Genomic DNA, 253 nt, shown 5'->3' with positions numbered 1-253 from the left:
CTCGGGGCTTTCACATCTGACTTAACAAACCACCTGCGCACGCTTTACGCCCAGTAATTCCGATTAACGCTCGCACCCTACGTATTACCGCGGCTGCTGGCACGTAGTTAGCCGGTGCTTCTTCTTGAGGTACCGTCATCAATCCAGGTTATTCGCCTGAACCTTTTCTTCCCTCACGAAAGAGCTTTACAACCCGAAGGCCTTCTTCACTCACGCGGCATGGCTGGATCAGGGTTTCCCCCATTGTCCAAAA

The 253-nt window shown here is 52.6% G+C and carries 1 rRNA gene; it reads right to left on the bottom strand.

What is annotated here, in order from left to right:
- Window positions 1-253: ribosomal RNA gene (locus IV91_RS0113465) — 16S ribosomal RNA — on the bottom strand; the annotation flags it as partial.

It is taken from the genome of Ferrovum myxofaciens (assembly GCF_000735045.1).
In the GTDB taxonomy this organism is placed as follows: Bacteria; Pseudomonadota; Gammaproteobacteria; order Burkholderiales; family Ferrovaceae; genus Ferrovum; species Ferrovum myxofaciens.
Note: the sequence above shows the minus strand (reverse complement) of the source record. Positions and strands in the feature narration are given on the sequence as shown.